Source organism: Streptosporangium sp. G11, assembly GCF_051192615.1.
Taxonomy (GTDB): Bacteria; Actinomycetota; Actinomycetes; order Streptosporangiales; family Streptosporangiaceae; genus Streptosporangium.
The window spans coordinates 35,693-59,165 of record NZ_JBPJUQ010000027.1 but is presented as its reverse complement, the minus strand read 5'-3'; the positions used below and the strand labels follow the sequence as shown (position 1 = coordinate 59,165).

The window sequence follows — 23,473 nt, the reverse complement described above, 5'->3', positions numbered from 1 at the left end:
GAGGCGATCGTGGGGCAGGCCGTATCGGCTGACGAGCAGCGGGAACAGGCCGGACCGGCCGTCTGGACGCGGAGCTTCCTGCTCTTCTTCACCGCCAGGTCCGTCTCCATGCTGGGGGCCGCGATGGTCCCGTTCGCGACGGCGGTGGGCGTGGGCGGGCTCGGCTACGGCCCCACGGGGGTGGGGCTGGCGCTGGCCGCGTGGATGGCGCCCTTCGCGGTGCTCATCCTGTTCGGCGGGGTCTTCGCCGACAGGTTCACGCCGCGCCGCATGATGATCGGCGCCGACACGGTCAGGGTGCTGAGCCAGGGGACCGGCGCGGCGCTGTTCGTCTTCGGCAGGCCGGACCTCTGGCAGATCCTCGTCATCTCCGCGATCAACGGCGTCGCCGCCGCGATGTACCAGCCCGGCGTCTCCAGCACGGTCCCGCGCGTGGCGCGGGACGTGCAGAAGGCCAACGCCACCCTGCGCGTCTCCGAGTCGATCATGCTGCTGGCCGGGCCCGGCGTCGCCGGTGCCATCGTCGGCTTCTCCGGCGTCGGCGTCGTCTTCGCGATCGACGCCGTGGGCTTCGCCGTCAGCGCGGTGTGCCTGCTCCTCCTGCGCCTGCCCGTGGTCGCGGGCCCGGTCGCAGAGCAGTCGATGTGGCGCAACCTGCGCGGGGGCTGGCAGGAGTTCCGGTCCAGGACCTGGATGTGGTCGGTGATCCTGGTCTGGGCGGTCTTCGGCGTCACCCTGTTCGGCCCGATGATCCCGCTGGGTTCGGTGCTGATCAGCGAGCGGCTCGGTGAGACCGCCTACGGCCTGGTCATGTCCGCCTCCGGGGCGGGCACCATCGTCGGCGGCCTGGTCGCCATGCGGGTCCGCCCTGGACGGCCGCTGATGGCCGGCGCGATCGGCCTGTTCGGCTTCGCCTTGGAGCCGCTCTCCATCGCCGTGGCGTCGCCGCCCGCGGTCCTCATGGCCGCGCACGTGATCGGCGGCGCGGGGTGGGCGTTCTGGTCGGTCATGTGGGCCACGAGCATCCAGACCCAGGTGCCCGCGGAGGCGCTCAACCGGGTCACCGCGTACGAGGTCGCCGGCTCGACCCTGTTCGTCCCGGTGGGCCAGGTGCTCGCCGGTCCGGTGGCCGGGGTGGTGGGCGCGCCGCAGCTGCTGACGGTGTCCACGATCGTGGCGGTGGCCGGTTGTGCCTCCCTCCTGCTGGTCCCCGCCGTCAGGGGACTGCGCAGGGTCTCCTCGGCCTGACGTCCGCTGGGGGTACGGCGTTCCGGAGGCGCTCAGCGGGGTCGGCCAAACATGCCCGTTAATAGCAATAAATCCGGATATTTTCCTCAGGTGAAAACGGGCCCGCCCTCCGAGACGGCTGCGTAAACGCCATTCCGTACACGTGCGGTAACGTCGAGCCGGAGCAGGAAGATCGGGTCGTGACGCGCGGCGTCGCGACCAGACAGGGAGTGCGCATGAGCCGGTCCGTGCGGGTTGTCTGGGACGATGCGCTCACCTCCTACGACTTCGGCCCGGGGCACCCGCTCGCGCCCGTACGGGTCGAGCTGACCATGGCGCTGGCCAGGGAGCTCGGCGTGCTGGACCAGGTGGAGATGGGCGGCTGCGCGCCCGCCACCGACGACGAGCTGGCCCTCGTCCACGAGCGCGACTACATCGAGGCCGTCAAGCGGGTCTCCGCCACCGGGAGGCCCGACGTGGCCTACGGGCTCGGCACCACGGACAACCCGGCCTTCGCCGGGGTCCACGAGGCGTCCGCGCTGATCACCGGTGCCAGCCTGGCCGCGGCCCGCGCGGTGTGGAGCGGCGAGGCCGAGCACGCGGTCAACGTCGCGGGCGGCCTGCACCACGCGATGGCCGCCGGGGCGAGCGGCTTCTGCGTCTACAACGACCCGGGCGCGGCGATCGCGTGGCTGCTGGCCCAGGGGGCATCCAAGATCGCCTATGTGGACGTGGACGTGCACCACGGCGACGGCGTGCAGGCGCTGTTCTACGACGACCCCAGGGTTCTCACCATCAGCCTGCACGAGAGCCCTCGCACCCTCTTCCCCGGCACGGGGTTCCCCGAGGAGCGCGGCGCGGAGGGCACCGCGGTCAATGTGGCCCTGCCCGCCGGATGTGGCGACAGCGGCTGGCTCAGGGCCTTCCACGCGGTGGTCCCGCCGCTGCTGCGGGAGTTCGCCCCCGAGATCCTGGTCACCCAGCACGGCTGCGACAGCCACGCCCTCGATCCGCTGGCCAACCTGATGCTCAGCCTGGACGGCCAGCGGACCGCGTACGCGGCGCTGCACGAGCTGGCCCACGAGACCGCGGGCGGGCGGTGGGTCGTGACCGGCGGCGGGGGCTACGAGCTGGTGCAGGTCGTGCCCCGGGCCTGGACCCACCTGATCGCGGAGGTGGCGGGCCACCCCCTCGATCCCGGGACCGCTACTCCCGACGCGTGGCGCGAGTTCGTCAAGGAACGGACCAACCAGACGGCGCCGTTGACGCTGACCGATGGTCGTGATCCGGAATTTCGCGATTTCTCCGCTGGTTATGACCCAGCAGACCCGATCGACCGAGCCATCATGGCGACGAGGAATGCCGTCTTCCCCTTCCACGGGCTCGATCCCCTCCCGTGACACACGGTCCGCCGGTGAACCGGACCGAGGAATGAAACGGCTCGCGGGGGTCCCCGGTGAACTGGACCGAGGAACGAAGTGGCCCGCGAGGGTGCGCCGGTGAACTGGACCGAGGAACGAAGTGGCCCGCGAGGGTGCGCCGGTGAACTGGACCGAGGAACGAAGTAGCGAGGAACGAGTGGATGAGTGACGAGGGAAGTCACCGGATTCCAGCACCCGAGCCGCGACGCGAGGCGTCGCGTTTGGCGGTGGACGAGTGGATGGGTGACGAGGGAAGTCACCGGATTCCAGCACCCGAGCCGCGACGCGAGGCGTCGCCGGTGGCTCGGACCGAGCTTCGTGAGCACCTGATCCGTACCCGGATCGCCGGTGACGTGGCGACCAGCCGGGAGAACAATCTGGACCACTACCGGTCGCTGTCCAACCGCGACCCGTACTACATGTTCGGGTTGACGATGGACGGCGCCTGGTCCTACCGGGACGTGCTGGAACTGATGGCCAAGTCCGCGGGCGTCGTGGCCGACCCCGAGCACCGGGAGGGGCAGGACACCATCGACCCCGACCGCACGATCGAGGCGGTCGAGAAGATGGGCGACACGATCGCCGGGGTGGTCCGGGGGAAGGACCCCAGGGTCCTGATCGCCACCGGTCACCCCACCGGCCTCCTCACCATCCACATGGCCCTGGCCCGGATGCTGAGGGCACGCGGCGTGACCCTGATGGCGCCGGCCGAGGGCTGGTCGTACTGGGGCAGCGGGTTCGGCCGCAGGCGCAAGATCCGCTACATGGACGACGTCGCGATGCTCGACGACAAGGGCGCCTTCGTGCACACCCACGACCCCGCCCCGATGCGCGCCATGCTCGCCGAGCTGGACGGCGACCGTCCCGACCTGGTGATCGCCGACCATGGCTGGGCCGGGGCGGCGGGCGAGGCGGGCATCCTCACGGTCGGGTTCGCCGACAGCAACGACCCCGCCCTCTTCGTCGGGGAGGCCGAAGGCAAGATCGCGGTCACCGTTCCGCTTGATGACAACGTGCTACCGAGGTATTACGAACCGCTGACACACCACCTGGTCGAGAGGGTCGTGCGAGCCCTCTGAGGCGGGGGATGCGCAATTTAGGTCATCCCTATACGGGTATTTCGCGCCTGCATTCCACGTACCTCGCCGACCGTTTGCCAACTTTTTGGTGATTGTGGGCGACTCTAATGGGAGACAGTTGGTCCGTTCCAAGATCAATGCGAGGGGCACGGTCCGGCTGCTGGCCAGCGATTTTGTCGGTTCCGCTGACGTAGGACCCTAAAGGCTGAGAAAATAGGGGGTTTGCGTGACGGGGGTCCCGACTTACGCTGACGGCAGTACACGTGCGTGAGCAATGGCACCAGTGGGGATAACCCGGATACACGTGCGGAAGAGGCGTCCGATGGGTGCAGGCGAAAGACCTCTCAGCGAGGTGAAGTTCCTGACGGTGGCAGAAGTGGCCACTGTCATGAGGGTGTCCAAGATGACTGTGTACCGACTCGTGCATTCGGGCGAGCTGCCGGCCATCCGGGTCGGTCGATCCTTCCGGGTGCCGGAGCAGGCGGTGCACGATTATCTCAGGGACGCCTACATCGAGGCAGGTTGAGGCAGGGTGAGCTCGACGCGTCGAGCCGAGCGGCCGGGGAGGACGATCCGGCCGTGAGGTGAGCGAGGCGTGCTGGGCCGCTCACGGTCCTGCTCTTCCGGTCTGACCGGGACACGATTTCCGGTATGACCGTGAGAGCTTCGGTCCGTGTCTCATCGGGGTAGCGACGTGGTCGCCACGTCGTGAGTTCATGCGCCCGGGGTCCCCCCAGGGGCGATCTACCGTGGATCGCCGGTAGTCTGTTGTGCCGGTGTGCTCTCGCGCACCGGTTCGACAATCTCGGCTACCAGCTACCTGGGGGTCCCGTGGGCTCTGTGATCAAGAAGCGCCGTAAGCGCATGGCGAAGAAGAAGCACCGCAAGCTTCTGAAGAAGACCCGCATCCAGCGGCGTAACAAGAAGTAGCGCGGATCTGCGAGGCGCCGATGACCCACACCGTGCTTGTCACCGGGGTCTCGCGCCACATCGGCGCCCGAGTGGCGAGCGTTCTCGCGGATGACCCGGACATCGACCGGGTCATCGGAGTGGATACGGTGCCGCCGCCCTCGCTCTCACGTGATGGCGGCGTACCTCTCGGCCGGATGGAGTTCGTCCGCGTCGACCTTCGCAGCCCCGACATCGCCCAGGTGATCGCGGCCGCCGACATCGACACCGTCGTTCACATGAGCCTGGTGAGCGCTCCTCCCAGGAGCGGTGGCCGGGCGCTCATGAAGGAGCACAACGTCATCGGCACCATGCAGTTGCTCGGTGCCTGTCAGCGGTCCGCGACGGTCCGCCGTGTCGTCGTGCGCTCGACCACCGCCGTCTACGGTTCCTCCCCGCACGACCCCGCGGTCTTCACCGAGGACGCCGAGCCGGGAGAGCCGCCGGGCCGTGGCTACGCCAAGGACGCCTCCGAGGTGGAGGGTTATGTCCGGGGCTTCGCCAGGCGGCGGCGCGATGTCGCGGTGTCGACGCTCAGGTTCGCCAACTTCATGGGACCCGGCGTCGACTCACCGCTGACGCGTTACTTCGCCCAGCCCGTCCTGCCGACCGTGTTCGGGTTCGACCCGCGGCTGCAGTTCGTCCACGAGGACGACGCGGTCGAGGTGCTGCGGCGGATGGCGATGGAAGACCACCCGGGCACGTTCAACGTGGCCGGAGACGGTGTGCTGCTCCTGTCGCAGTGCGCGCGCAGGGCGGGCCTGCTCCCGATGCCCGTCCCCTCCCCGGTCTTCCGCTTCATGGGCGAGCTCGCCCGGAGCGCGGGACTGGTCGACTTCTCCCCCGAGCAGCTCCGCCTGATGTGCCACGGGCGCGTGGTCGACACCACCGCGCTGTCCACGGCTCTGGGCTGGAGACCGAAGTTCTCCACCGCGGCGGCCTTCGAGGATTTCGTCCGTGCGCGTGACCTGGCCGGAGGCCTTCCCGCGGCCCTGATGGACATGGTGTCCCGGCCGGTGACGGGATGAGCGAGACGGCGGATGAGAGCGGGGACGCCGAGGTGATTCCCATCACCAGGGTCCGCGCCTCCCGCAGGCACCTCCCCGGCGCGCCCGGCGAGCCCTTCCCCGAAGCGCCCGGCGAGCCTGTCTCCGAAGACGGTCCCGTCTTCGGAGCCGACTCGCCCTTTTCCGGCCGGCCGGCCGGCGAGGAAGACGACGATCATCGGCTGGCCGAGCTGCTCGCCTTCCTGCGCCGCCGTGTGACCGGAGAGTACGAGGTCGACGAGTTCGGGTTCGACCCGGAGCTCACCGACAGGGTGCTGCTGGAGCTGATCCGCCCGCTGTACCGCCACTGGTTCCGCACCGAGACCGTCGGCATGGGCAACGTGCCCGGCGACTCCGGAGCCCTGATCGTGGCCAACCACTCGGGCACCCTCCCGCTCGACGGTCTCATGCTCCAGGTCGCCCTGTACGACGACCACCCCGACCGTCGCGCGCTCCGTCTCCTGGGGGCCGACCTGGTCTACCGGCTCCCGGTGCTCGGCCACCTGTCCCGCAAGACCGGCCACACCCTCGCCTGCCGCGAGGACGCCGACCGGCTGCTTCGCAAGGGCGAGCTCGTCGGGGTCTTCCCCGAGGGCTTCAAGGGGGTCGGCAAGCCGTTCTCCGACCGTTACCGGCTGCAACGCTTCGGCCGGGGCGGCTTCGTCGCCTCCGCCATCCGCGCGGGCGTGCCGATCGTTCCCTGCGCCATCGTGGGCGCGGAGGAGATCTACCCCAAGATCGGCGACCTGCGCTTCCTGGCCAGGGCGCTCGGTCTTCCCTACCTGCCGGTCACGCCGCTGTTCCCCTGGTTCGGGCTTCTCGGGCTGGTCCCGCTCCCGTCCAAGTGGATGATCGGTTTCGGCGAGCCGATCCGCACCGACGAGCTCGACCCCGCCGACGCCGACGACCCCATGCTGGTCTTCAACCTCACCGACCAGGTCAGGGAAGCCGTCCAGCAGCAGCTCGACGAGCTCAGGCTCAGGCGAGGCCACGCCTTCCCGCCCTTTTTCTGAGGCTCCCGGGTCCAGGGGCCTTTCACGGTCCCCGGCGTACCGCGAGAGGGGCCCCGCGGCGCGGGCGGGAGGTCAGCGGCGGGAGCGGTAGTGGCGGTGCAGGGCGACGGCGGCGGCGATGCCGCCCGCGATGGCCCCGGCGCCCGCCGCGATGGGCAGGCCGACCATGGTCGCCTTGCGCCCCGTACGGAAGTCCTTGATGTCCCAGCTGTTCAGCCGGGCGAAGTCGCGCAGCTCGGCGTCGGGGTTGATCGCGGTGGCGTGGCCGACGAGGGAGAGCAGGGGCAGGTCGTTGGCCGAGTCGCTGTAGGCGGAGCAGCGGGACAGGTCGAGCCCCTCCCTGCGGGCCAGGGCCCTGACGGCCTCCGCCTTGGCGGGGCCGTGGAGCAGGTCGCCGACCAGGCGGCCGGTGTAGACGCCGTTCTCGGTCTCCGCGACGGTGCCGAGCGCGCCGGTCAGGCCGAGGCGCTGGGCGATCACGCGGGCCAGCTCCACCGGGGTCGCGGTGACCAGCCAGACCCGCTGGCCCGCGTCGAGGTGTGCCTGCGCGATGGCGCGGGTGCCCGCCCAGATGCGGTCGGCCATCACCTCGTCGTAGATCTCCTCACCGAGCCTGACGATCTCCTCGACCTTGTTGCCCGCCACGAACGCCAGCGCAGTCTCCCTGGCCTCCTCGATGTGAGCGGGGTTCTCGTCGCCGCGGATCCTGAAGACCACCTGGCCGAGCGCGAACCTGAACAGATCCCTGCTGGTGAACAGGCCCCGGGAGGCGAGGCCGCGGGCGAAGTGGTAGATGGAGGCGCCGCGCATCATGGTGTTGTCGACGTCGAAGAAGGCGGCGGACACCGGGTCGGGCTCGGCCATCGGCATCGCCACGGCGGCCGCGGCCGCGACCTCTCCGGCCGCGATCTCTCCGATCGTCGCCCGCCCGGTCGTGCCCGCTTCGTCCCGCCGTCGTAGTAGCCGCCTCATAGCACCTCAGCTTAACCGTGACAGGGGGGTGAGATCGGTAGCGTCCGTGTTAGCCGGATGTGACGTCTTGGCGTCGTACGGCGGCCGTAGGGCGTCGCGCGAGCCCGGCGGGGCCGGTCTTCGGGTTCCGGCGTCGCGAACCGGGACGCCGGAGGCGGCACGGCCGCCCGGTTCCCGTCCGTGGCGGTCCGTGACGGCGAGGCCGGTTCCGTACGGGACCGGCTATTCGGGCGGGGCCAGGCCCTCGATGTAGTTGAGGTAGACGTGAGCCTTGCGCTGGTTCTCGGCGCCCATCTTGGGGATCATCCCGGCGATCTGGGTGCGCTGTTTCTGGACGAAGCGCTTGAGCTCCTTGGCGCGCGCGGAGTCGCGGCGCCGTATCTGCCGCAGGGAGGTCACCGCGGAGCGCGTGGTGTCCTCCATGGCCTGGAGGGTCTCCCCGATCACTTCCTCGTGCTCGCCGGAGCCCAGGAGTTCCTTGACCTCGCGGGCCCGGGTCTCGGCGTAGCCGAAGGAGCGGTCGGCCCGCTCGGCGTCGTCGCTGCTCAGGTGGAACAGCGTCCCCTCGGCGGCGCGCTTGAGCGGGTAGAAGGTGTCACCGGGCATCGACCGGTAGGTCCATATCCCGGAAATGACCATCGAGGCCACCAGGGCGATGCTCAGCAACTGCGGGAACAGTCCCACCCGGGACCTCCGCCGGGAGTGGCGGGGGCCCACCGGCCGCTCCTCGGGGACATCCTCTCCGGGAGGGGACTGCGTGAGCTGCTCGCGGAGCCTGGCGTTGAACTCGGGCCGGGGACCGACCGCCATGCGGGCTCCGAGCCGTGACACGCGGTTCTGGATGCGCGCCTGCGACCTCCGCGAGAATCCGGGCAGCCATTTCCCCATGAACGCTCCCTGCCGCCCCCAGCTCATGATCCATCGGTGTCACTTGCCTAACGACGACTCGGCACGGCAGGTTACGCGCTGCGCCCCATCGGCATGGGGAACATCGTCCCGGGCGTGGCGGTCGCGGCCGTGAGGCGGTGTCAGCCGATGTCGGTCGATATCAACCGATGTCGGTCGGTCGGTGTCGGTCGGCCGGTGTTGGCCGGTGTCGGTTGATGTCAGCTGAGGTCCGAGGGGAGCGCGCGGGCCAGGGCGCGGATCGCGCGGAACTGGAGCGCCTTGATGGCACCGCTCTTCTTGCCCATGATGAGCGCGGTCTCCGCCAGTGACATGCCGTGCAAAAAGCGCAGCACCACGCATTCCTGCTGCTCGGGGCCGAGGTCACGGACGGCGGTGAGCACCCGATCGCTGATCATCGCGGTGACGACGGCGTTCTCCGGGATGTGCGGGCCGTCGAGCGGTGTGTCGATCACCTCGGCCGTCGTGACCTCAAGGCGGTATCTGCCGGACTTGAAGTGATCGGTGATCAGGTTCCTCGCGATGGTCACGAGCCAGGCCCCGAAATCACGCCCTTGCCACGTGAAGTCCGTGATCCGGCGGAGCGCGCGGAGAAAGGTCTCGCTCGTGAGATCCTCGGCCAGCGGGTGTGAGCCGACCCGGAAATAGACGTAGCGGTACACCAGGGTGAGGTAACGATCATAGAGCGTGCCAAAAGCATCCGAGTCTCCGGTTTTGGCACGCAAAACAAGCCTCCGGAGTTCTTCGGAGGCATCCTCACGCACGGTGAGGTCACTACTGCGGACGGGCTGGGCTACCCCGGCTGTCGTGGGGAGGTGCCCGGCGAGCGGCCACGTTTCAGGCATCCGGTATCCCTGAGGGGAGGGGGTACGGCGTGCTCGCTCACTCTAGAAATCAACGGGTAATTGCACAATCCACTTTGAAGCGTCGTGACTGGGGGTAATCGCCAGATACGGTGTGGGGGCGGTTGTTTCAAACCGGCTCCGGGAGCCAACCGAGGGTTCGGCTACCGGTTGGGGGGTAATGTCCGGCAGCATTGGAGACACCATGGAAGTCCTCGTCGCTGTCATCGCCTTCGCCGGTGCATTGCTCGCAGCCATCGCCACCGGTGCTCTCGTCAGTCGCCTCCGCAGTGAGCCCAAGGGCTGGCTGATCGCCTGGAGCATCACGACGGCGTCTCTCTCCGTCTCACTCGGTGTAATCGCCACCGGTTACTTGATCGGGTTTGGGGCGGGCACATTCCGTATTTATCAACTGACCGGATCCATGCTGGCGCCCCTCTGGCTGACCGTCGGGGTCATCCAGTTGCTGGCCCGCAAGGGCGCGGCCAGGTTCTCCTCCTGGCTCCTGGGGATCGCCCTCACCGTCATCGCCGCGGTGATCCTGGCGGTCGACCCGGTCCTGCAGGAGAAGGACTTCACCAAGGTCCTCCCGCTGGGCAGCCGCCACTGGAACCTGCCTCCGGCCTACCTGCTCGGGACCGTCCACGTGATCGTCGCGCTCGTGCTGCTGGGCGGCCTGGTGCTGGCGGTCGTCCGCTGGCGCGGCGGTGACGACTACGACGCGGACAACATGCACGCGCTCCTGGTGCTCGGCCCCACCGGCCTCGCCCTCGTCGGAGCCGTCAGCTTCGCGGTGCCCGGGATGTTCACCGCGCTCCTGCTCTTCGTCACCGCCGCCGCCGTCTGGTACGCCATGCTCCGCCCGCTCGCGCCCTACGAGGACGACGACGAGGACGCGGACGACACGGACGACGAGTGGGAGGACCGTCCCCCGCAGCCCCGCCGCCCCGAGTACCAGCCCCGCGACGTGCAGGTCGCCGGCCGCCGCGTGACCCCGGAGAATCCCCCGGCCCGCGCTCTGGCCGAGGAGGGTCCCCGCCGCTCCGGCCTCGGCGACCTCGTGGCCGAGTATCGGGCGGGTGAGCAGGACGTCGACTACGCTGCGCGCATGCGGCAGCAACCCTCTCCACACGACGACAGGTTCGGTGGCCCCGCCACGGGGATGTTCATGGCGGGTGAGTACGGCATGCCGCCCGCCGACCAGCCGCCCGGTGGTGACCCCGGCAGGCGCGGTGGTGATCCCGGCAGGCAGCAGCAGCCGCCGCCGGTCACCGGCCAGTTCGGCATGCCGACCGCCGGTCCCGCGACCGGCGAGTACAACATCCCGGCCGGCGAGTTCGGCAGGCACGGCGCCGCGGGTTCCGGCAGGCCGCCCAGCTCGGGCACCGGCGAGTTCGGCAGGCCGCCCAGCTCGGGAACAGGCGAGTTCGGCAGGCCCGTGGGGCCCGGCACCGGCGAGTTCGGCAGGCCGGGCGTGCCCGGACCCGGCAGGCCGGGCAGCCTCCAGCCCATGCCCGCCGACCAGGCCTTCGGCGGCGCGCCCTCCTCGGGCTCCGAGCAGGGGCGCGGAGGCTCCCGGGGCTATGACCGTGGGGGCTCCCCGGGCTACGACCAGGCGTTCGGCGCCACCCCCTCGACCGGTGCCCTGTATCCGGGCGGGCCGGGAATGCAGGGCGGGCCGGGGATGCCGGGCGGTGCCGGTGACCTCCCGGGCGGCTCGAACCGTCCCTCGCCGAGCATTTTCGGCCTGCTGACCGTCTTCACCCTGCTCGACGGCACCGGCGAGAGGTTCGACCGGCTCGCCGAGGAGACCGTCGAGGCGGTGCGCCGCTCCGAGCCGGACACGCTCGTCTACACCTGCCACTCGGTGAAGTCGGCGCCCCTCCAGCGCATCGTCTACGAGCTCTACCGTGACGAGGTCGCCTACGCCGACCACCAGCGCCAGCCCCAGACGCAGCGCTTCGTCACCGAGCGCCAGGCGATGGTGCTCGCCACCAATGTGATCGAACTCACCGTGAACGCCGCGAAGGTCATGCCGCTCCCGACGGCCTTCAGGGCGTGAGCGCGTCGCGGGCGGCCCGTCAGGCGGCCGCCCGCGCGCCGGAGCCACGGTGACGGCCCGCCCGGCTCCCGCCACGGTGACGGCCCGCCCGGCTCCCGCCACGGTGACGGCCCGCCCGGCTCCCGCCACGGTGACGGCCCGCCCGGCTCCCGCCACGGTGACGGCCCGCCCGGCTCCCGCCACGGTGACGGCCCGCCCGGCTCCCGCCACGGTGACGGCCCGCCCGGCTCTCGCGACGGCCGCGTCCCGGGCGGCGCGGAAGATCCCCGGAAACGCCGTACGGGAGGCGGGCCCTCGCCCTCAGGCGCCGAGGGCGGCGCGGAGGCGGCTCTCGTCGACGCGCCAGAAGTCGTGCTGCACCCCGTCGACGAGGGTGACGGGGATCATCTCCCAGTAGCGGGCCTGGTCCTCCTCGGAGGCCGTGATGTCGCGTTCCTCCCACGGCACGCCGAGTTCCGTGGCGACCCGCTCGATCACGGCCCGCGCGTCGTCGCACAGGTGGCAACCGGGCTTGCCGAGCAGGGTGATGCGATGGTCTCGCGGTGACATGACCGCCACGGTAGCCGAATCGCGGCGCCGCGCCGGCCCTCGCGGCGAGGGGTGAGGATCCGGTCCCACGGCTGGGAAAACCCGGTGGCGGCGGTGCTCGCGCCCGTCGAAGGCGCAGGTCCAGGGCCTGGTGAGGGGGTCGGAGGACGGACCGGCGGGGGACGCGGCCAAGATTGTGAACACTCACTTTGTGCACCGGTTCACAAAAGGACTAACCTGAATGACAGTGGTTTCACCTCGTCATCCGTCGCGTCCGGGCCGCGCCGGCCGCCTGTCCCCCTGGAGTTCCGGCACGTGATCCGCCGTCTGTCCCAAGCCCGCGAACGCGGCATACCCGAGGCGACCGTCGCCCGGCTGCCGCTCTATCTGCGAGCGCTGAACGGCATGGCCGAGCGTGGCCTGGCGACCGTGAGCTCGGAGGACCTCGCCGTCGCGGCGGGCGTCAACTCGGCGAAACTCCGCAAGGATCTCTCCCACCTCGGGTCGTACGGGACCCGCGGGGTCGGCTACGACGTCGAATATCTCATTTACCAGATCTCCCGTGAGCTGGGTCTCACCCAGGACTGGGCCGTGGCCATCGTCGGAGTGGGTAACCTCGGGCGTGCGCTCGCCAATTACGGCGGGTTCGTCTCCCGCGGGTTCAGGGTCGCGGCGCTGCTCGACGCCGACCCCGAAGTGGTGGGCGACCACATCGCGGGATTGAATGTGGAGCACATCGACGAGCTGGAAGCCGTGATAAGACGGCGGGGAGTGTCGATCGTGGTGCTTGCGACACCGGCCGTGGCGGCCCAGCAGGTGGCCGACCGGGTTGTCGCCGTGGGGGTCACCAGCATCCTGAACTTCGCCCCCGTCGTCCTTTCCGTGCCGGAAGGCGTTGATATCCGTAAAGTCGACCTATCAATTGAATTGCAGATCCTGGCGTTCCACGAGCAACGCAAGGCGGATCGGATGACTGGGGGGCCCGCGATGGCCGAGGAGTGGCCCGAGGCGGTGGACTTGTGAAGAGACACGGCGCACGAGCTGACGGGCACGGCATCTCCCGGCTCTCCCGGACAATCATGACGAGCGTGACAGCCGTGACGACAGCGGCACATACCGGCACCGCGGCCACGCGTACGAGCACGAGAGCGGATCGTGCCCTTCCCCGGCAGGCGGGAGAGGGCCGATGAGCGTTCTCGTCGTCGGCCTGAGCCACCGGACGGCACCGGTGGCCCTGCTGGAACGGGTCTCCGTCTCCGGTGACTCGCTGGTGAAGCTGCTCCAGGACGTCCAGCAGGACGTCCACGTCGCCGAGGCCATAGTCGTCTCCACGTGCAACAGGGTCGAGGTCTACGCCGAGGTCGGCCGGTTCCACGCCGCGGTGACCTCCCTGTCCCGGCTGCTCAGCGCCCACTCCGGCGTTCCCATGGAGCAGCTGGCCTCCCACCTCTACGTGCACTACGAGGACCGCGCCGTCGAGCACCTGTTCTCGGTCGCCTCCGGCCTCGACTCGATGGTCGTGGGAGAGGGGCAGATCCTCGGCCAGGTGCGGTCGGCGCTCAGGCTCGCCCAGCATGAGGGCACGCTCGGCCCGACGCTCAACGAGCTCGTCCAGCAGTCACTGCGGGTGGGCAAGCGCTCCCACACCGAGACCGGCATCGACCGGGCGGGCGCCTCCCTCGTCGGCGTGGGGCTCACCCTCGCCGAGCGCACCCTCGGCCCCCTCCAGGGGAAGCGGGCCCTGGTGGTCGGCGCGGGCTCGATGAGCGCCCTTTCCGCCGCGACCCTGCAGCGGGCGGGCGTCACCGACATCGTGGTGGTCAACCGGACCCACGACCGCGCGGTGCGGCTGGCACAGACGGTCGGCGGCAGGGCCGCCGGATTCGGCGACCTGGCGGCCGAGCTGGCGGGGGCCGACCTGGTCATCTCCTGCACCGGCGCCACCGACGTGGTCATCACGGCCGACATGGTGACCCCCCACGAGACGTTCCTGCTGGACCTGGCCCTGCCGCACGACATCGACCCCGCCGTGCGGCGGCTGCCCGGCGTGACCCTGGTCGACCTGGAGTCCATGCAGAAGAGCGAGGCCGACGCCGGTACCGACGACGGCGGTCGCGCCGAGGCGGTCGTGGCCGTGCGCGGCATCGTGGCCGAGGAGGTCACCGCCTATCTGTCGGCCGAGCGCGCCGCGCGCGTCACGCCGACCGTGGTGGCGCTGCGGAGCAAGGCGGCCCAGGTGGTCGAGGCGGAGCTCGGGCGGCTCGTCGCGCGGGTCCCCGATCTTGAGGGACGCGTCAGGGACGAGGTCGCCCAGACCGTCAGGCGCGTGGTCGACAAGCTGCTCCACGAGCCCACCGTGCGCGTCAAGCAGCTGGCGGAGTCCCCGGCGGGCGATCATTACGCGGAAGCCCTGCGTGAGCTGTTCAATCTTGACCCGAAGGTGCCCGAAGCGGTGAGGCGCATCGAGACGATCGATGCCGAGCCGGGTAAGAACACCGAGCCGAGCAAGAAGGAGGCAGGCCTGTGAGCAGCGTTTCCCCTCCGCTCCGGCTGGGAACGAGGCGGAGCGTCATGGCGACGACGCAGTCGGGCCTGGTCGCCACCCGCCTCACCGAGCTGACCGGCACGGCCGTCGAGCTGGTCGGCGTCACCACCTTCGGCGACGTGACCAAGGCCGACCTCACGCAACTCGGCGGTACCGGGGTCTTCGTCAGCGCGCTGCGCGACAAGCTGATCGAGGGCTCGATCGACTTCGCGGTGCACTCGCTGAAGGACCTGCCCACCACGCCCGACCCGCGCGTGGTCATCGCGGCGATCCCGCCGCGCGACGATCCCAGGGACGCCCTGGTGAGCGTCGCCAAGCTGGCGGACCTGCCGCCCGGCGCGACGATCGGCACGGGCTCCCCGCGCCGGATCGCCCAGCTCCGGATGATCCGTCCTGATCTTGAATACGTGCCCATCCGCGGCAACGCCGACACCCGCATCGGCAAGGTGACCTCCGGCCAATTGCAGGGCGTCGTGCTCGCCGCCGCCGGGCTCGGCCGGCTGGGCCGCGACGCCGAGATCTCCCAGATCTTCGAGGTCGAGGAGATGCTGCCCGCCCCCGGGCAGGGGGCGCTGGCCGTGGAGTGCCGCTCCGACCGGGCCGACCTGGTCGAGCTGCTGAGCGTGCTCGACGACGCGAGCACCCGCGCCGCGGTCACCGCCGAGCGCGCGGTGCTCAACGCCCTGGAGGCGGGGTGCGCCGCCCCGGTGGGCGCGTACTCGGTCGAGAACGGGCACGATCTGATCCTTACCGCCGCTGTCGTCGCTGTCGACGGCAGGCGCGCGGTGCGCAAGTCCACCGCCGGAAGCTCTTCCGCGCCGATGGATCTCGGCCGCGACCTCGCGGCCGAGATGATCGCGGAAGGGGCCGGCACGTTGATAGGGGAGCGAGCACATTGAGCTCCGGAAGTGCCACCTTCGAGCGCCCGTCCGGATTCGTCGCCTTCGTCGGCGCCGGTCCCGGTGATGAGGGCCTGCTCACGCTCCGCGGCGCCGACCTGCTCGCCAGGGCGGACGTCGTCATTCTCGACCGGGAGGCATACGGCCCGCTGTTGCGCCACTGCCGCGAGGACGTCGAGATCGTCGACGCGGCCGAGGACGGCGCCGTCTCGCTGAAGGTCGTGAAGGCCGCCAAGGGCGGCAGCGGCGTCGTGCGGCTGTGCGCGGGCGACCCGATGTTCTTCTCCTCGATCACCGAGGAGGTCGCGGCCTGTGCCAAGGCGGAGGTGGACTTCGAGATCGTGCCCGGCGTGCCGCCGGCGACGGCGGTGCTCACCTACGCGGGAATCCCCGCCGCGGTGTCGGTGCCCGAGTTCCGGGTCGTGGACGCGACCCAGATCACCGACTGGTCCGCGTACGCCACCGGAACCGGCACCCTGGTGATCTACAACGGCGTCGCCGAGGCCGTCCCGATCGGCAAGGCGCTGATCGCGGCGGGCCGTCCCGACTCGACACCCGTGGCGGTCAGCAGCGCCGGCACGACCACCGAGCAGCACACCGTGGTGACCACGCTGGGCCGGCTCGCGCCCGATCTCAAGCACGCCGGGATGGTCGAGCCCGCGCTGATCGTGGTCGGTGAGGCCGTCGGCATGCGCGACCGGCTGTCGTGGTTCGAGACCAAGCCGCTGTTCGGCTGGCGGGTGCTCGTGCCCAGGACCAAGGAGCAGTCGGCCAGCCTGGTCGAGCAGCTGCGCTCGTACGGCGCGGTGCCCGAGGAGGTCCCCACGATCTCCGTCGAGCCGCCGCGCACCCCGCAGCAGATGGACCGCGCGATCAAGGGCCTGGTCACGGGACGCTACGAGTGGGTGGCCTTCACCAGCGCGAACGCGGTCAAGGCCGTGCGCGAGAAGTTCGAGGAGTACGGCCTGGACGCCCGCGCGTTCGCCGGGCTCAAGGTCGCGGCCGTGGGTGACAGCACCGCGCGGGCACTGGTGCAGTTCGGCGTCAAGCCCGACCTGATGCCGTCCGGCGAGCAGTCGTCGGAGGGCCTGCTGGCCGAGTGGCCCCCGTACGACTCGATGCTCGACCCGATCAACCGGGTGCTGCTGCCGCGCGCCGACATCGCGACCGAGACGCTCGTGGCCGGGCTGACCGAGCTCGGCTGGGAGTGCGACGACGTGACCGCCTACCGGACCGTCCGCGCCGCGCCGCCGCCCGCCCCGACCCGCGAGGCCATCAAGGGAGGCGGGTTCGACGCGGTGCTGTTCACCTCGTCGAGCACCGTCCGCAATCTGGTGGGCATCGCGGGCAAGCCGCACAACGTCACGGTCATCGCCGTGATCGGCCCGCAGACCGCCAAGACGGCCGAGGAGTTCGGGCTCCGCGTCGACGTCATGGCAGACAAGCCTTCGGCTTCCGCCCTCGCGGCGGCGCTGGCGGAGTATGGTGCCAAGCAGAGACAGGCCGCGGTCATGGCGGGGGACGCCCCCCGCAGGCCCTCGCAAACCCGGCGGGGTGCCCGGCGCCGCGCGAAGTAACCTTGGAAGTGGCGGCCGCCCGCGTCACGACGGGCGGGCGGGCCGCGTTCGACGGCCCCGGCGAGCGCCGCGGGCCGTGACCGGCACCTGACCGGCACCGCGGTCGCGCTGAGCGGCGCTACGTCGCGCCGGGCAGCATTACGTCGCTGAGCGGCACCACGTCGCGCCGCGCGGCGAGTCAGGAACACACAACCGAGCTCCTCCGGCCCGCAGTCGCCTACCGGCCGGGGAGAGGGGGAGAGACCATGACCGCCCAGTTCCCTGTCGCACGCCCGCGCAGGCTCCGTCGTACGGCGTCGATGCGCCGGATGGTCGCCGGAACCCGACTGCACCCGGCGGAGCTGGTGCTGCCGATGTTCGTGAAGGAGGGCATCACCGAGCCGAATCCGATCGGCTCGATGCCCGGGGTGTTCCAGCACACCCGCGACTCGCTGCGCAAGGCCGCCCACGAGGCCGCCGAGGCCGGGGTCGGCGGGCTGATCCTGTTCGGCATCCCCTCGGTGAAGGACGGCCGGGGGTCGGCGGCCGACGACCCGGAGGGAATCGTCCAGCTCGCCGTCGCCGACCTGGTCGCCGACGTGGGCGACACGCTGGTCGTGATGACCGACACCTGCCTGGACGAGTTCACCGACCACGGGCACTGCGGCATCCTGACCCCGGACGGGGAGGTCGACAACGACGCCACCCTGGAGCGCTACGCGGCCTCGGCGGTGGCCCAGGCGCGGGCCGGGTCGCAGGTCATCGCGCCCAGCGGCATGATGGACGGCCAGGTCGCGGCGATCAGGGCGGCCCTGGACGGCGACGGCTTCGAGCAGATCCCGATCATGGCGTACTCGGTGAAGTACGCCTCGGCGTTCTACGGCCCGTTCCGCGAGGCGGCCGAGTGCGCTCCCCGGTTCGGCGACCGCAACGCCTACCAGCAGGACGCGGCGGGACCGATCGGCGAGGCGCTGCGCGAGGTGCGGCTGGACCTCGACGAGGGGGCCGACGCCGTGATGGTCAAGCCCGCGCTGGCCTACCTCGACATCCTGCGCCAGGTGCGCGACGCCGTGGACGTGCCGGTGGCGGCGTACCAGGTCAGCGGTGAGTACGCCATGGTCGAGGCCGCGGCGGCGAACGGCTGGGTCGACCGGGATCGGGTGATCATGGAGTCGCTGGTCGCGATCCGCAGGGCGGGGGCAGACATGATCCTCACCTACTGGGCGACCGAGGTGGCCGCGAAACTGAGATGAGACCGGCGGCACGTACCGAGAACTGGAGGTTCGTCGCTTGATGGAGAAGCGTGTGCGTTAGAGTGCGATAACCGGTGCGGATGTGTCCCAGGTGGCGTAAACCCTGGGTGTTTGGCGTTCCACTGACCAGAGTGTGGACAGGTCGATCGCATCCGGGTGACACGCGGAATGCGCGGACGACGGAGGACACAATGGTCGGGGTACCGATGGTTCGTCGAGGCAGACGACATGGCCATCCGAAGCAGATGATCAACTCTGTGCTGGAGTACGCCGCCCTGGGGTGGGCGAGCTGTCCCGGCGCGAGACCGCTGAAGGGCGGTTCGCGCTCCTGCTCCTGCGACCGGGTCGGCTGTCCGGACCCGGGAGCCCATCCGCTCTCGCGGGCCTGGCAGATGCAGGCCACCACCGACCCGGCCCTGCTCACCAACTGGTGGCGGTACGAGCCAGAGGCGAACGTGGTCCTTCCCACGGGGCGGGTGTTCGACGTCTTCGACGTACCGCTCGCCGCGGGGCGCACCACCCTCGCGAACATGGACTCCGCGGGAGCCACCTCGGGCCCGGTCGCCGTCAACGGCGACCGGGCCCTGTTCTATGTGGCCACCAGGAACGCCTCCGACGACGAGGACGAGTGGTGGACCTGCGCCCTCGACTTCGGCCCGTCCACCATCGACGAGATGCCCGGCCTGCGCTGGCACTGCCGTGACAGCTACGTCCTCGCCCCGCCCTCGCTGCTGCCGACCGGCGGGTCCGGCTCGTGGCTGCGCCCGCCCGACGGACGTCCGCTGCCCGACCCTCTCCGCGTTCTCGACTGGCTCGCCGACACCTGCGAGTGAGCCGTGCTCCCCGGGCCGTTCCGAGGTTCTCCGGGCCGTTTCAAGGGTTCTTCGGGCCGTGCTGAGCCGGGGGCGGGCAGGTCACGGGGAGCCGCCCAGGCCGGCCTCGCGGGCACGGACGATCGCCTGGGCGCGGTCGGCCACCTGGAGCTTCATGAAGATGTTGGAGACGTGGTTGCGCACGGTCTTGCCGGACAGGAAGAGGGTTTCGGCGATCTCGCCGTTGCCCCTGCCCCGGGCGACCAGTTCGAGCACCTCCCGCTCCCGCTCGGTGAGCTCGGGGAAGGCGGTCCGTGACGGATCGGGCATGCCGGTGAAGTAGGCCAGGACGCGACGGGCGATCTCGGGGCCGTAGATGGCCTCGCCCGCGGCGACGGCGCGCACGGCGCGGCCGATCTCCTCGGCACCGGCCTCCTTGAGCAGATAGCCGCGCGCCCCGGCGCGCATGGCGGCGAACACCGAGTCGTCGTCGTGGAACATGGTCAGCACCAGCACCCCGATCCGCGGGCTGGTCCTGATGATCGTCCTGGTCGCCTCGATGCCGTTGCCGCCGGGCATCTGCAGGTCCATCACGACCACGTCGGGCTGGAGCTCGGCGGCCAGCACCGCGGCCTCCCGGCCACCGGAGGCCTCCCCGACGACCTCGATGTCCATGGCCGAGAGCAGGCCGCGGAGCCCCTGCCGGAAGACCGGGTGGTCGTCCACGATCAGTGCGGTGATCACTTGGTCTCCTCCACCGGCAACCTGGCGGTCACCCTCGTGCCGCCGCCCGGCCCGCGGCCGATCACGCACGAGCCTCCCACCTCGGCGGCCCGCTCGCGCATCGAGATCAGCCCGACGCCCGCGACCGGGTTCTCCGGCAGGCCGATCCCGTCGTCGGTGACCTCCACGCGCAGCTCGCCCGGCAGGCGGCGCAGCCGGATGAGCACGGTGGCCGCGCCGGCGTGCCGCCGGGCGTTGGTGAGCGCCTCCTGGGCGATGCGGTAGGCGGCGACCTCGACGGCGGCGGGCAGGTGGTCCAGCGGGCCGTCCACCGTCACCGCGGTCTCCCCCGCGGCGGCGCGCAGCGCGCCCTCCAGGCCGAGGTCGTCCAGCGCGGGCGGGCGCAGGCCGTACACCAGCTCGCGGACCGACGCGATCGTGGCGATCATCTCCTCACGGACCCTGACCAGCAGTTTCTCGACGGTCCGCGGGTCGGTGTCGAGGCGCCTGCGCGCCTCGTCAAGGATGAACGTGACGCTGGTCAGCGCCGGGCCGAGCCCGTCGTGCAGCTCCCTGCCCAGCCGGCGGCGCTCCTCGTCGCGGGTGGACCGGATGCGCTCCCGGGAGCGGTGCAGGTCGGCGGTGAGCCGGACGGCGTGCGCCAGCTCGGCGAGGTGCCTGGAGAGCACCGCCATCGGCTCGCGGCCGGGCCGGACCCCCGACACCAGCAGGGTTCCGACCCACTCCGCGTGCCAGAACAGCGGCACCTCCCGCGCCCCGGGCCGCAGCTCCCCGTACGTGAACACGCGCGCCGCGCCGCCCCGGCCGGTGCGGACCTCGACGCCGACCCCGGTGGCTCCCAGCGCCTCGCGGATCGCGGCCACGGCCTCGTCGAGGGCCGCCGCCGGATCCTGCGCCCCCTGTCCGGTACGGCCCAGCAGGCCGACGACCCAGTAGGGGTCGCGCTCGACGGCGAACACCCGGTCCACCACCCCCTGCAGGCGGAGCCGCAACGGGTGGAAGACCCCGCCCACGGCCAGCGCCGCGACCAGCCGGGCGCCCTGCCCCAGGTCGCTGGCCAGGGCGCCGGCCGCCCAGATCAGCCCGAAGTAGACCCCTCCGGTGACCGCGACGAGGGAGCCGTAGACCAGCGCGCGGTTGAGCACGACGTCGATGCCGTAGAGGCGGTAGCGCAGCACCGCCGCGATGATCGACAGGGGGAGTCCGGCTATGAAGACGGTCTCCATGGCCGCCAGCAGCCATGAGCCGGTCGTCACCCTGAGGATCCAGGAGGCCAGGAGCACCACCAGCGCGGCGACGTACCAGGCGATCTGGCGGCGTAGCTCGGTGTCGCCCGCCCGGTAGCGGAAGGCCAGGGACAGCACGCCGAGCGCGGTGAGCACCATCATCGGAGGGCCGATGTACGACTCCACGAGCGGTGAGATCTCACGCAGCGCCTCGACGCCGAAGGGGTTGGCGATCGGGAGCTGGAGCTCGAACTCCGGATCCGGGGCCAGGCCCAGGAACAGCGAGTGTCCGACCATGAGGGCCAGGTTGGCGTACAGGACCGGCCGCCACCGCCTGGAGGGCAGCCGGCCGTCGGGGAACAGCAGCGGCAGCAGCGAGGTGAGCACGGGAACGTGCCACAGCCACAGCCACAGCGCCAGCCATCCCGCGTAGAGGGTGATCCCTCCGGGGTCGGTGAGGTAGAGCCAGTGGGTGGTACTGAAGATCAGGTAGTAGAAGCCGCCGACCAGCCCGCCGGCCCACAGCAGCCAGGGGACGAGCAGTCCGGGCCGGCGCGTGATGAGGAACGCGCCGGCGGCGGGGAACAGGATGACGGTCGGGTCCAGGGTGATGAAGGGGGTGGTCCAGGTCGAGGCGCTCAGCTCGGCCAGCAGGACCGCCAGGACGTTGCACGCGGGCCCCAGCACCGCGCCGGTCCAGACGAGGACGGCCAGTGCCGTCCCGCGCCGGCCTTTCATGGCGTCTCCACCCGTGCCCATGCCCATGCCCATGCCCATGTCCACGGACGAGGACATGGGCGAGGACATGGGCGAGGTCGTGGCGTCCGGGAGGACCGGGAAGGTCATGGCGTCCGTGAGTGTGGGGAGGGGTCCGGTCTCTGCGCGGGTGGGGGAGGTCGCGGCGTCTTCGCTCATGGATGAGGGCAAGGGGGCTCCGTCCACGGGCGGGATCATGGCGTGCGCGTGCGCGAGAGAGGTCATGTCGTCTCCGTTCCGAGGGGAAGCCGGGCGACGACCTCCGTGCCGCCGCCGGGCCGCGGCCCGATCGCGCACGAGCCGCCCGCCTCCGCCGCCCGCTCGCGCATGGAGACCAGGCCGACGCCGCCGCGGATCCGTTCCGGCAGGCCGATCCCGTCGTCGGCCACCGAGAGCCGCAGCTCGCCTCCGGTAACCGCGGTGTCACCTTCCGGCCCGCCGGGACCGTGGGCCGCGACTCCACCCGGACGGGGCTCGCCGCCGCCCGTCGCCGCACTGCCGGGCCCGTCTCCGGCGACCGTCGGCTCGCCGCGCCGGACCACTTCGACCCGTACCAGGGCGGTGGTGGCCTGGGCGTGGCGGCGGACGTTGGTGAGAGCCTCCTGGGCGATCCGGTAGGCCGCCACCTCCACCGCCGGGGGTACGTCGCCCAGCGGGCCGGCGAGGGCGATGTCCACCCGCGGCCCCGGCGCGTCGGCCAGCGAGCGCAGTGAGCCGGCCAGGCCGAGGTCGTTCAGCGCGGGCGGGCGCAGGCCGTACACCAGGTCCCTGACGTCTATGATCGCGGTGCCCATCTGGTCGCGCACGCGGATCAGCAGCTCTTCCACGGCCTCGGGGTCCCGCTCCAGCCGGAGCCTGGCCTCGTCCACGGTCATCGCCAGGCTGGCCAGCGTCGGCCCCAGCCCGTCGTGCAGGTCGCGGCGGAGCCTGCGCCGCTCCTCCTCCCGGCTGGTGAGGATGTTCTCCCTGGAGCGTCGCAGGTCGGCGGTGAGCCGTACGGCGTGCGCCAGCTCGGCCAGATGCCGGGCCAGCACGTTCAGCAGGTCCGGCGAGATGCCGGGGCCGCTGCTGAGCAGCCGCCCGACCGGTTCGCCGTGCCAGATCAGCGGAGTCTCGACCGGCCGCTCCCCCAGCTCGCCGTCCCGTACGGTCCCTCCGTGGACCTCGACGGCCACGCCGTCGGCGCGGAGCGCCTGGCGGACCAGTATCACGGCGGTGGCCAGCCCTTCGGCGGGGTCGACGGCCTCCTGCAGCGTGTGGCTCAGCCGGTCGGCCACCCGGTAGGGGTCGCGCTCGACCCGGAGCAGCCGGTCCACCGCCCGCTGCAGCCGCAGCCGCGACGGGTGGAAGATCGCGCCCACGGCCAGTGCCGCGACAAGCCCGGCCGCCGGGTCCTGGCCGCCGGACAGCGTGCCGGTCAGCCAGGTCAGGCCGGAGTAGGTGCCGCCGGTGACCACCGCCAGGGCGCCGTAGACCAGGGCGCCGTTGATCACGGCGTGGAGGCCGGGAGGCCGGACTTTCGGCCGCCGGGCAGGGGGTGTCGTCACTGCCATGCTCGAAGGATCCCTCACATGATGTCCCGCCGTCCCGGGGCGGGTGTCCCGCTTTGGGAGGACATCGGTCCGGGCACCGCCGGGT

21 protein-coding genes are annotated in these 23,473 nt (G+C 71.2%); 14 read left to right on the top strand and 7 right to left on the bottom strand.

Annotation, left to right across the window (positions count from 1 at the left end; all coding sequences use genetic code 11):
* Nucleotides 1-9: 9 nt before the first annotated feature.
* The 7 genes from ACSDR0_RS24315 (at nt 10) to ACSDR0_RS24285 (ending at nt 6,734) form a co-directional block, all read left to right on the top strand.
* The gene (locus ACSDR0_RS24315) at nt 10-1,248 is read left to right on the top strand and encodes an MFS transporter (RefSeq protein ID WP_435291174.1); all 1,239 of its coding nucleotides are present in this window, start codon (nt 10-12) and stop codon (nt 1,246-1,248) included.
* A gap of 215 nt (nt 1,249-1,463) precedes the next feature.
* Entirely contained in the window at nt 1,464-2,627 is a 1,164-nt protein-coding gene (locus ACSDR0_RS24310) for an acetoin utilization protein AcuC (protein WP_435291173.1), read from the top strand.
* 260 nt (nt 2,628-2,887) lie between these two features.
* Nucleotides 2,888-3,727: a phosphatase gene (locus ACSDR0_RS24305; RefSeq protein WP_435291227.1), complete on the top strand. Its 840-nt coding sequence runs from the start codon at nt 2,888-2,890 to the stop codon at nt 3,725-3,727.
* A 322-nt stretch (nt 3,728-4,049) separates the two neighbouring features.
* Nucleotides 4,050-4,253 (top strand): helix-turn-helix domain-containing protein, encoded by a 204-nt coding sequence (locus tag ACSDR0_RS24300; RefSeq protein WP_012887307.1) that lies wholly within the window; start codon nt 4,050-4,052, stop codon nt 4,251-4,253.
* A 305-nt stretch (nt 4,254-4,558) separates the two neighbouring features.
* Nucleotides 4,559-4,657, top strand: coding sequence for a 30S ribosomal protein bS22 (locus ACSDR0_RS24295; RefSeq protein WP_018654693.1), 99 nt, complete (start codon nt 4,559-4,561; stop codon nt 4,655-4,657).
* Nucleotides 4,658-4,677: 20 nt separating this feature from the next.
* A complete protein-coding gene (locus tag ACSDR0_RS24290) occupies nt 4,678-5,703 on the top strand; it encodes an NAD-dependent epimerase/dehydratase family protein (RefSeq protein WP_435291172.1) in 1,026 nt (341 codons plus the stop codon).
* Nucleotides 5,700-6,734 (top strand): lysophospholipid acyltransferase family protein, encoded by a 1,035-nt coding sequence (locus ACSDR0_RS24285; protein ID WP_435291171.1) that lies wholly within the window; start codon nt 5,700-5,702, stop codon nt 6,732-6,734. The genes ACSDR0_RS24290 and ACSDR0_RS24285 overlap by 4 nt, the downstream gene beginning before the upstream one ends.
* Nucleotides 6,735-6,806: 72 nt before the next feature.
* Here the strand turns inward: ACSDR0_RS24285 and ACSDR0_RS24280 are convergent, their stop codons facing one another.
* The 3 genes from ACSDR0_RS24280 to ACSDR0_RS24270 all read right to left on the bottom strand — a co-directional run bounded on the left by ACSDR0_RS24280 (nt 6,807) and on the right by ACSDR0_RS24270 (nt 9,457).
* The gene (locus ACSDR0_RS24280; RefSeq protein WP_435291170.1) at nt 6,807-7,706 is read right to left on the bottom strand and encodes an HAD family hydrolase; all 900 of its coding nucleotides are present in this window, start codon (nt 7,704-7,706) and stop codon (nt 6,807-6,809) included.
* Between the two features lie 222 nt (nt 7,707-7,928).
* Nucleotides 7,929-8,594: a DUF5667 domain-containing protein gene (locus ACSDR0_RS24275; RefSeq protein WP_435291169.1), complete on the bottom strand. Its 666-nt coding sequence runs from the start codon at nt 8,592-8,594 to the stop codon at nt 7,929-7,931.
* A gap of 218 nt (nt 8,595-8,812) precedes the next feature.
* Entirely contained in the window at nt 8,813-9,457 is a 645-nt protein-coding gene (locus ACSDR0_RS24270) for a sigma-70 family RNA polymerase sigma factor (RefSeq protein WP_435291168.1), read from the bottom strand.
* 421 nt (nt 9,458-9,878) lie between these two features.
* On the opposite strand from ACSDR0_RS24270, the gene ACSDR0_RS24265 reads away from it, so the two are divergent.
* Nucleotides 9,879-11,516, top strand: coding sequence for a putative quinol monooxygenase (locus ACSDR0_RS24265; RefSeq protein ID WP_435291167.1), 1,638 nt, complete (start codon nt 9,879-9,881; stop codon nt 11,514-11,516).
* A 300-nt stretch (nt 11,517-11,816) separates the two neighbouring features.
* Here ACSDR0_RS24265 and ACSDR0_RS24260 read toward each other — a convergent pair whose 3' ends face one another.
* Entirely contained in the window at nt 11,817-12,065 is a 249-nt protein-coding gene (locus ACSDR0_RS24260) for a glutaredoxin family protein (RefSeq protein WP_329089021.1), read from the bottom strand.
* 294 nt (nt 12,066-12,359) lie between these two features.
* Between ACSDR0_RS24260 and ACSDR0_RS24255 the strand changes: the two genes are divergently transcribed.
* From ACSDR0_RS24255 to ACSDR0_RS24230, 6 genes are all read left to right on the top strand, one after another.
* Nucleotides 12,360-13,067 carry a redox-sensing transcriptional repressor Rex gene (locus ACSDR0_RS24255; RefSeq protein ID WP_329089022.1) on the top strand — a complete coding sequence of 236 codons (708 nt, stop codon included), beginning with the start codon at nt 12,360-12,362 and terminating at the stop codon, nt 13,065-13,067.
* A gap of 163 nt (nt 13,068-13,230) precedes the next feature.
* Nucleotides 13,231-14,571 (top strand): glutamyl-tRNA reductase, encoded by a 1,341-nt coding sequence (locus tag ACSDR0_RS24250; RefSeq protein WP_435291166.1) that lies wholly within the window; start codon nt 13,231-13,233, stop codon nt 14,569-14,571.
* Between the two features lie 44 nt (nt 14,572-14,615).
* Nucleotides 14,616-15,488, top strand: coding sequence for a hydroxymethylbilane synthase (gene hemC, locus ACSDR0_RS24245; RefSeq protein ID WP_435291165.1), 873 nt, complete (start codon nt 14,616-14,618; stop codon nt 15,486-15,488).
* A complete protein-coding gene (locus tag ACSDR0_RS24240) occupies nt 15,485-17,065 on the top strand; it encodes a uroporphyrinogen-III synthase (protein ID WP_435291164.1) in 1,581 nt (526 codons plus the stop codon). Before hemC ends, ACSDR0_RS24240 begins: the two co-directional genes overlap by 4 nt.
* A 245-nt stretch (nt 17,066-17,310) precedes the next feature.
* Nucleotides 17,311-18,297 carry a porphobilinogen synthase gene (gene hemB, locus ACSDR0_RS24235; RefSeq protein ID WP_435291163.1) on the top strand — a complete coding sequence of 329 codons (987 nt, stop codon included), beginning with the start codon at nt 17,311-17,313 and terminating at the stop codon, nt 18,295-18,297.
* 191 nt (nt 18,298-18,488) lie between these two features.
* On the top strand, nt 18,489-19,130 hold the full coding sequence (locus ACSDR0_RS24230; RefSeq protein WP_435291162.1) for a bifunctional DNA primase/polymerase: 642 nt from the start codon (nt 18,489-18,491) through the stop codon (nt 19,128-19,130).
* Between the two features lie 81 nt (nt 19,131-19,211).
* On the opposite strand, the gene ACSDR0_RS24225 is transcribed toward ACSDR0_RS24230, so the two are convergent.
* The 3 genes from ACSDR0_RS24225 to ACSDR0_RS24215 all read right to left on the bottom strand — a co-directional run bounded on the left by ACSDR0_RS24225 (nt 19,212) and on the right by ACSDR0_RS24215 (nt 23,388).
* Nucleotides 19,212-19,853 carry a response regulator gene (locus ACSDR0_RS24225; RefSeq protein WP_435291161.1) on the bottom strand — a complete coding sequence of 214 codons (642 nt, stop codon included), beginning with the start codon at nt 19,851-19,853 and terminating at the stop codon, nt 19,212-19,214.
* On the bottom strand, nt 19,850-21,925 hold the full coding sequence (locus ACSDR0_RS24220) for a sensor histidine kinase (protein ID WP_435291160.1): 2,076 nt from the start codon (nt 21,923-21,925) through the stop codon (nt 19,850-19,852). The genes ACSDR0_RS24225 and ACSDR0_RS24220 overlap by 4 nt, the downstream gene beginning before the upstream one ends.
* Nucleotides 21,926-22,056: 131 nt before the next feature.
* Nucleotides 22,057-23,388: a sensor histidine kinase gene (locus ACSDR0_RS24215; RefSeq protein ID WP_435291159.1), complete on the bottom strand. Its 1,332-nt coding sequence runs from the start codon at nt 23,386-23,388 to the stop codon at nt 22,057-22,059.
* Between the last annotated feature and the right edge of the window lie 85 nt (nt 23,389-23,473).

Bases quoted from the DNA above. Each gene is read 5' to 3' on its own strand.
- ACSDR0_RS24310 (WP_435291173.1), top strand. From the start codon at position 1,464: ATGAGCCGGTCCGTGCGGGTTGTCTGGGACGATGCGCTCACCTCCTAC.
- ACSDR0_RS24305 (WP_435291227.1), top strand. From the start codon at position 2,888: ATGGGTGACGAGGGAAGTCACCGGATTCCAGCACCCGAGCCGCGACGC.
- ACSDR0_RS24300 (WP_012887307.1), top strand. From the start codon at position 4,050: ATGGGTGCAGGCGAAAGACCTCTCAGCGAGGTGAAGTTCCTGACGGTG.
- ACSDR0_RS24290 (WP_435291172.1), top strand. From the start codon at position 4,678: ATGACCCACACCGTGCTTGTCACCGGGGTCTCGCGCCACATCGGCGCC.
- ACSDR0_RS24285 (WP_435291171.1), top strand. From the start codon at position 5,700: ATGAGCGAGACGGCGGATGAGAGCGGGGACGCCGAGGTGATTCCCATC.
- ACSDR0_RS24280 (WP_435291170.1), bottom strand. From the start codon at position 7,706: ATGAGGCGGCTACTACGACGGCGGGACGAAGCGGGCACGACCGGGCGG.
- ACSDR0_RS24275 (WP_435291169.1), bottom strand. From the start codon at position 8,594: ATGGGGAAATGGCTGCCCGGATTCTCGCGGAGGTCGCAGGCGCGCATC.
- ACSDR0_RS24270 (WP_435291168.1), bottom strand. From the start codon at position 9,457: ATGCCTGAAACGTGGCCGCTCGCCGGGCACCTCCCCACGACAGCCGGG.
- ACSDR0_RS24265 (WP_435291167.1), top strand. From the start codon at position 9,879: ATGCTGGCGCCCCTCTGGCTGACCGTCGGGGTCATCCAGTTGCTGGCC.
- ACSDR0_RS24260 (WP_329089021.1), bottom strand. From the start codon at position 12,065: ATGTCACCGCGAGACCATCGCATCACCCTGCTCGGCAAGCCCGGTTGC.
- ACSDR0_RS24250 (WP_435291166.1), top strand. From the start codon at position 13,231: ATGAGCGTTCTCGTCGTCGGCCTGAGCCACCGGACGGCACCGGTGGCC.
- hemC (WP_435291165.1), top strand. From the start codon at position 14,616: ATGGCGACGACGCAGTCGGGCCTGGTCGCCACCCGCCTCACCGAGCTG.
- hemB (WP_435291163.1), top strand. From the start codon at position 17,311: ATGACCGCCCAGTTCCCTGTCGCACGCCCGCGCAGGCTCCGTCGTACG.
- ACSDR0_RS24230 (WP_435291162.1), top strand. From the start codon at position 18,489: ATGGTCGGGGTACCGATGGTTCGTCGAGGCAGACGACATGGCCATCCG.
- ACSDR0_RS24220 (WP_435291160.1), bottom strand. From the start codon at position 21,925: ATGACCTTCCCGGTCCTCCCGGACGCCACGACCTCGCCCATGTCCTCG.
- ACSDR0_RS24215 (WP_435291159.1), bottom strand. From the start codon at position 23,388: ATGGCAGTGACGACACCCCCTGCCCGGCGGCCGAAAGTCCGGCCTCCC.